The following is a 6,259-nucleotide window of genomic DNA, read 5'->3' on the forward strand; positions in this document are numbered from 1 at the left end:
CACCACACCACCATCCCCACCTACCCCTTCAACCGGCAGGACCTGGTGGCACCGGCCGCCCGTGAGTCCTCCGGTCGCGCCCGGCCGCCGCACCACGACGGCCCCGCCTCCACCGGGAACGGACAGGCCGCCGGCCATCCGCTGTTCGACAGCCACTACGTGCAGCCAGGCGAGGGACGATGACGCACCGGGCCGAGACCTTCGAGAAGACCTTCACCGGGGACGACCCCTTCGTCGCCCAGCACCGCTCCGGCGGGACCGGGATCCTGCCGGCCTCCATGCAGATGGAGATGGCCCTGCTGGGGCTCACCCGGGGAGCCGGGTTCCGGCCGGCGGAACTCACCGACGTCGCCTTCGTGCGGCCGTTCACCGTTCCCCGTGACGGACAGGCGACGATCCGGCTCGACACGGCCCCGGAGCCGGAGGGAAAGACCCGCTTCGAGCTGAGCGCGGTCACCGGCCACCGGCGCACCCAGGTGTCCTGCGGAACGGGCCGGCTCCTGCCGGACGACGGCCGGGCGGACACCGCCTGGCAGATATCCGCCCCGGTCACGGTCGCGCCGGAGAACGTCTACACGAGCTGGCTGGAGCACGGCCTGGAGTACGGTCCCGGCTTCCGGACGGTCCGCTCGCTCCGCACCGGGGAGGGGACGGCCGAGGCCGTGCTGCACGCCTCCGCCCAGGCTCTGCCCTGGTACGCCCACCCCCTGCTGGTGGACGGCGTCTTCCAGGTGGTGAGCTGCGCACTGCAGGATCTGGGAGCGGACGGACGGGCGCGCCCGATGCTCCCCATCGGCTTCACCCGCTTCACCCTCCGGTCGCAGATCTCCCCTCCCGTCGCGGACGTCACCGTCCGGGTGCGGCGCACCGGTGTGGAGGGGGCCTACTCGGTCGCCGACGCCCTGGTCCTCGATCAGGCCGGGAATGCCCTGGCGGAGTTCGGCGGCATCCGGATGCGGCACCTGCCCGCACCGGGCCGCCCGGGGGCGGGCAGCCGGGCGGCCTCGCTCATGACGGCGATCCGGTGGCGCCCGGCGGCCCCTCCCGCCCCCCGCGACCCCGCCTCCGGCACCTGGGTGGTGCTGCGCAACGACGACCGGGAAACTCCCGGCAGACACGCGGTCGCGCAACTGCGCGCCGAGGGTGCCCGCGTCGTGGAGGTCTTCCCCTCGCCTCCGGCCGCGCCGTCCGGTGAGCACCGGGTCATGCCCGTCGCGGACGAGGACGCGTTCCGCGGGCTGTGGGAAGAGCTCGGCGGCCCCGTCCAGGGGGTGCTGCATCTGTGGAGCACCGGCCCGGCGCGTGCGGCCGGGGACGAACTGCGCGCCGGCCTGTACAGCTGCCTGGCCGCACTGAGGACTCTGGGCACCCTCCGCTGGAAGACCCGCTTCCTGGTGGTGACCGAGAACGCCCAGCCGGTGGCCGACGGAGACACGCCGCTGGCCGAACGGGCCGCGCTGTGGGGCCTGATGAGGACCGCGGCCATCGAGTACCCGGGACTGAATCCGCGCCTCGTGGATCTCGACGCGTCCTCCGCCGCCTCGGCCGCTGTGCCGGCCGCGGAACTGGGCGACGGCCCCGTGGAGTGCGGGTACCGCGGGGGCACCCGGCACGAGCCGGTCAGAGTTCCCCACCGCACCGCCGGCACCGGGGGCCCGCCGGTCCGGCCCGGCGGGCGCTACCTGATCCTGGGAGGCCACGGCGGGCTGGGCCTGGAGGTGGCCGCGAGGTTCGCCCGCGAGGGCGCGGGGGCCGTCGGCCTGGTCAGCCGGTCGGGCGGCCCGGCCGACAACAGCGGACTGCCGGCCGCGCTCGCGTCGTCCGGCTGCACGGTTCTCTCCCTCCGCGCGGACGTGTCCGTCCCGGGCGAACTGGCATCGGTCGTCGAACGGTTCCGGGAAGAGGCGGGCGATCCGCACGGGGTGGTGCACGCCGCCGGCACCCTCAAGGACGGGCTGATCCGCAGCGCCACCGCCGAGGACGTGGCCGCCGTGCTGCGGCCCAAGGCGGACGGTGCCCGGGAGCTCGCGTCCGCCGTCACCGGCCTGGACCTGGACTTCGCGGTGCTGTTCGCCTCCGTGTCGGGGGCGTTCGGCAATCTCGGTCAGGGCGGCTACGCGGCGGCCAACGCCTACCTGGACGCCTTCGCCCACGCCCGGGGAGAGCCCTGGGTCAGCATCGACTGGGGGCTGTGGGGCGAGGTGGGCATGGGGACCGCCGTCGCCGACCAGTTGCGCCGCCGCGGCGTCCGCCCCCTGGGCACCGAGGAGGCACTCGACGCACTGATGACCGCCCTGGGCAGCGGCTCCCGGCAGCTGGTCATCGCGCACCCCGACGCCACCTCACCGGCCGTCCGCCCGTCCGAGGACGGCGGGCCCGGGGAGGCCGCGCCCTCCGGGCAGCCGGAAGCCGCGGGTACGGACGCCGGCACCGGCCTCTCACCGGAAGAGCGCGTGGCCGGTGAACTGGAGCGGTTCCTGGCGGAACGGCTGGACCTGACCGCCTTCGACCGGAGCACCCCACTGGGGGACTACGGCATCAACTCGATCATGAGCGTGGAACTGGCGGAGGAACTGTCCCGCCGCTGGGGCAGCGAGCTGCCCGCGACGCTCTTCCTGGAGTACGGGGACTTCGCGGAGCTCGCGGAGGCACTCGCCGGCCGGTACGGCGTCGTTCCCCCGGCCCCGCGGGCGCCGGTCTCTCCCGGCGCCGGCGGCGCGGAGGACCCGGAGCCGGCCCCGGCGGCGGACACCGGCGCCACCGGCCGTGCCCCTCACGTCGCCCCGGCCGGACCCTCCGGAGACGGCCCGCGGGAGACGGACATCGCGATCGTGGCCGTCTCCGGCGACCTGCCGGGCGCCGCGAACCCGGCGGAGCTGTGGGACCTGCTGCGGTCCGGGGGTACCGCTTTCACCGAAGTCCCCCCCGAGCGCTGGGACATCGGCGCCCACTACGAGGAGCGCGGCCCGGAGATGACCGGGACGTACTGCCGTGTCGGCGCCTTCGTCGGCGAAATCGACCGCTTCGACCCGAAGTTCTTCGGCATCTCCGTGCGCGAGGCCGAGGAGATGGACCCGCAGCAGAAGCTGCTCCTGGAACACGCCTGGTCGGTCATCGACGGCAGCGGCCTGGCCGGCCGGCGCGACATCGGTGTGTTCGTCGGGGCGAGCTACACCCACCACCGGGACGCGAACGGGCTGGAGGACGTCGGCCCGCACACCGCACTGGGGTCGATGAACGCCCTCCTGGCCAACCGGATCTCCTACGCGCTCGACCTCACCGGCCCTTCCCAGACCGTCGACACGCTGTGCTCGTCCTCACTGGTCGCGGTGCAGCAGGCGGTGACCGCGCTGCGGACGGGCCAGTGCGGCGCAGCCGTGGTGGCCGCCTGTCACGTGGGACTCACCCCCTGGTACTACCGCAGCCTGAGCCAGCTCGGCGCCCTCTCGCCGAGCAGGCCCCGGCCCTTCGACGAGCGGGCCGACGGGTTCGTCCCGGGCGAGGGCGCGATCGCGGTCATGCTCAAGCGGCTGGGCGACGCCGAGCGCGACGGCGACCACGTCCAGGGCGTCATCCGGGGCACCGCCGTCAACCACGGCGGACGGGGCAGCGCGCTGCCGGTGCCCCGCAGCGAGTCGCAGGCGGCCGTGATCCGCGCCGCGCTCGCCGACGCCGGCCTCCCCGCCTCCGCCGTCTCCCTGGTCGAGGCGCACGGCACGGCGACCCGGCTCGGGGATCCGATCGAGATCGCGGCGCTCACCGAGGTGTTCGGGCAGGACAAGGACCGCGGGCCGTGCTTCGTCGGCTCGGTCAAGGCGAACATCGGGCACCTGGAACCGGCCGCCGGACTGGCCGGACTGGTCAAGGTCCTGCTGTGCATGCGGCACGGGGAGGTGCCGCCGCTGGCCGGCTTCGGTTCCACCGGGCCGCACATCGACCTCTCCTCCGGCCCCTTCGTGATTCCCGCCGAGCCGCGGCCGTGGCGGCCGGGCGGACCCCGCCGGGCGGGAGTCAGCGCCTTCGGCATGGGCGGCACCAACGCGCACATCGTCGTCGAGGAGTACCCGGCGGGCACGGAGCCCGGCAGCGACCGCACCGGGAACCGGGGCGAGCACGTCCTCGTCGTCTCCGGGCACACCCCCGACAAGCTGGCCGAACGGCTCGCGGACCTGGAACGCCACCTGTCCATGGAACGTCCCGCCGACGCGGCCGCGCTGTGCTTCTCCGCCGCCGTCGGCCGGGAACATCTCCCGCACCGCGTCGCCGTCCTGGGCTCCACGGTCGGCGAACTGACCGACGGACTGCGCGGGCTGACGGACGGCGTACGGCCGCGGGACCTGCCGGGAACGGTGGTCCGTGGACGGAGCGTGCTGACCGGCGGTCTGCGGACAGCGGGGACGGGCGTGACGCCCGGGCCGGAACTCGCCGGCCGGCTGGCGGACCGCGTGCCGCTGGGTGCCGGACGTATCGCGATGGAGCTGCGGCTTCCCGACCACGGCCTGGCCACCGGGCTGGCATTTCTCTACGCGGGGGGACACCGGGTCGACTGGGCCTCGGTGCATGCCGGCCGGCGGCCACGGCGACTGTCCCTGCCGCCGTATCCGTTCCGTCCCCGGGCCTCGGCCGCCGGGCCGGACCCGGAGCGGGACTCCCCGTCCGGCCTGGCCGCGGTCACCGGCCTGCTGACGGGGGCCCACCGGGTGCTCGGGCAGGAGACGGTTCCCGCCGCCCTGCTCATCGCCATGGGCCTGGAGCGGGCAGCCGTGCTCGAGCGGATCTCCTTCACCGCCCGGGGCACCGGGCAGCACGTCCTCGCCGGCGAGCTCTCCGGCGACGGCGAAGGGGAGGCCGGGACGGTGACCTACCGGCACGGCGAGCGGGTCATCGCCCGCCTCACCCTCGGGCCACGCTCCCCCGAGAACGGGGCTCCGGACCCCGTGCCGGTGGAGGAGGTGCGGGCCGGGTGCCCGCGCAGCCTGGAACCGGCCGGCCTGTACGCGTGGTTCGCGGCGAAGGAGATGCTGTACGCACCGCCGCTCACGCCGGTCACCGGTGTCCGCTACGGCCCCGGCTCCGTGCTCGCCGAGGTGGACAGCACCGGGCAGAGCGCCCCGGTGCGTGCGGTCGCCGCGATCGACGCCGCGCTGCAGAGCATGGCCGTGCTCACCCTGGCCGACCCGGCCTCGTCTCCCGACACGTATCTCCCGGTGGCCGTGCGGCGCGCGGTGTCCTGGGGCGACCCGTCGCAGACCGCGTTCGTGCACCTGCGGTCGGACGAGCAGGATCCCGACGGCACCCGGCACGGCCATGCCCTGCTGCTGGCCGCCGACGGCCGGGTGCTGGCCTCCCTGGAAGGCATCGTCTACCGGACCCTGCCGGGAACCGGCACTGCAACCGGGGCCACGGCCGGGACCGTGCCGCGGGCCGGTGAGGCACCGGCCGGGCACCCGCCCGCGCCCGGCGGGCCCGGCGGCGAGGAAGGCGTCGTGGAACTGGTCCGCGAGGTGCTGCGGGACCCGGAGATCACCGCGACCACCTCCCTGTCCGCCGCCGGACTGGACTCGATGCTGGCCACCATGGTCGCGGCCGGGCTCGGGGAACGTCTGGGGATCGCCGTCAGCCCGACGGACGTCCTGGACGCGCGCGACTGCCGCGCCCTGGCCGCCTCCCTCGCCCCCGCTGCGGAGCGGGAACCGGCAGAACCGGCAGCACCCTCCGTCCCACAGACGCGCGAGGAGGGCGCGACGACCGGCGGCGCGGGCTCGGAGGACTCACCGGCCGCCGCGGCCGGGCCCTCCGGCGCCCCGGGTCCGACGCCACCGGCCGCACGCCCGCAGGACATGGCCGTCGTCGGCCTGGCCTGCGCCCTGCCCGGTGCGCAGGGCCCGGAGGCGTTCTGGTCGATGCTGTCGCGCGGCGGCACCGCGACCGGTCCGGCCCCGGCCGCCCGCTGGACCGGCGACATCGGGACCGACGTGCCCGCCGTGGGCGGGTTCCTCTCCGGCATCGAGGAGTTCGACGCCGAGTTCTTCGACTTCTTTCCCAAGCAGGCGGAGGTTCTGGACCCGCAGGCCCGGTGGCTGCTGCGCACGGCCTGGGAGGCCCTGGAGGACGCGGGTATTCCCCCGCTGTCCGTACCGGCGGCCACCGGTGTCTTCGTGGGTGCCAGCTACCAGCACTACCGGGAGCACAACATCGGCCCGGAGCTGGACGCGCCCAGCGGCCTGGGCAACCACAACGCCTTCCTGGCCAACCGGGT

At 75.2% G+C, this 6,259-nt stretch carries 2 protein-coding genes; both read left to right on the forward strand.

All coding sequences use genetic code 11. The features are described 5' to 3' along the window. On the forward strand, positions 1 to 183 hold a 183-nt coding region (locus ABD299_RS23320; protein WP_344266228.1), incomplete at its 5' end, for a hypothetical protein. Next, a partial coding sequence (locus ABD299_RS23325; protein WP_344266231.1) for an SDR family NAD(P)-dependent oxidoreductase occupies positions 180 to 6,259 on the forward strand: 6,080 nt, incomplete at its 3' end. The genes ABD299_RS23320 and ABD299_RS23325, both read left to right, overlap by 4 nt.

The sequence above is a fragment of the Streptomyces sodiiphilus genome, assembly GCF_039529215.1.
Taxonomy (GTDB): Bacteria; Actinomycetota; Actinomycetes; order Streptomycetales; family Streptomycetaceae; genus Streptomyces; species Streptomyces sodiiphilus.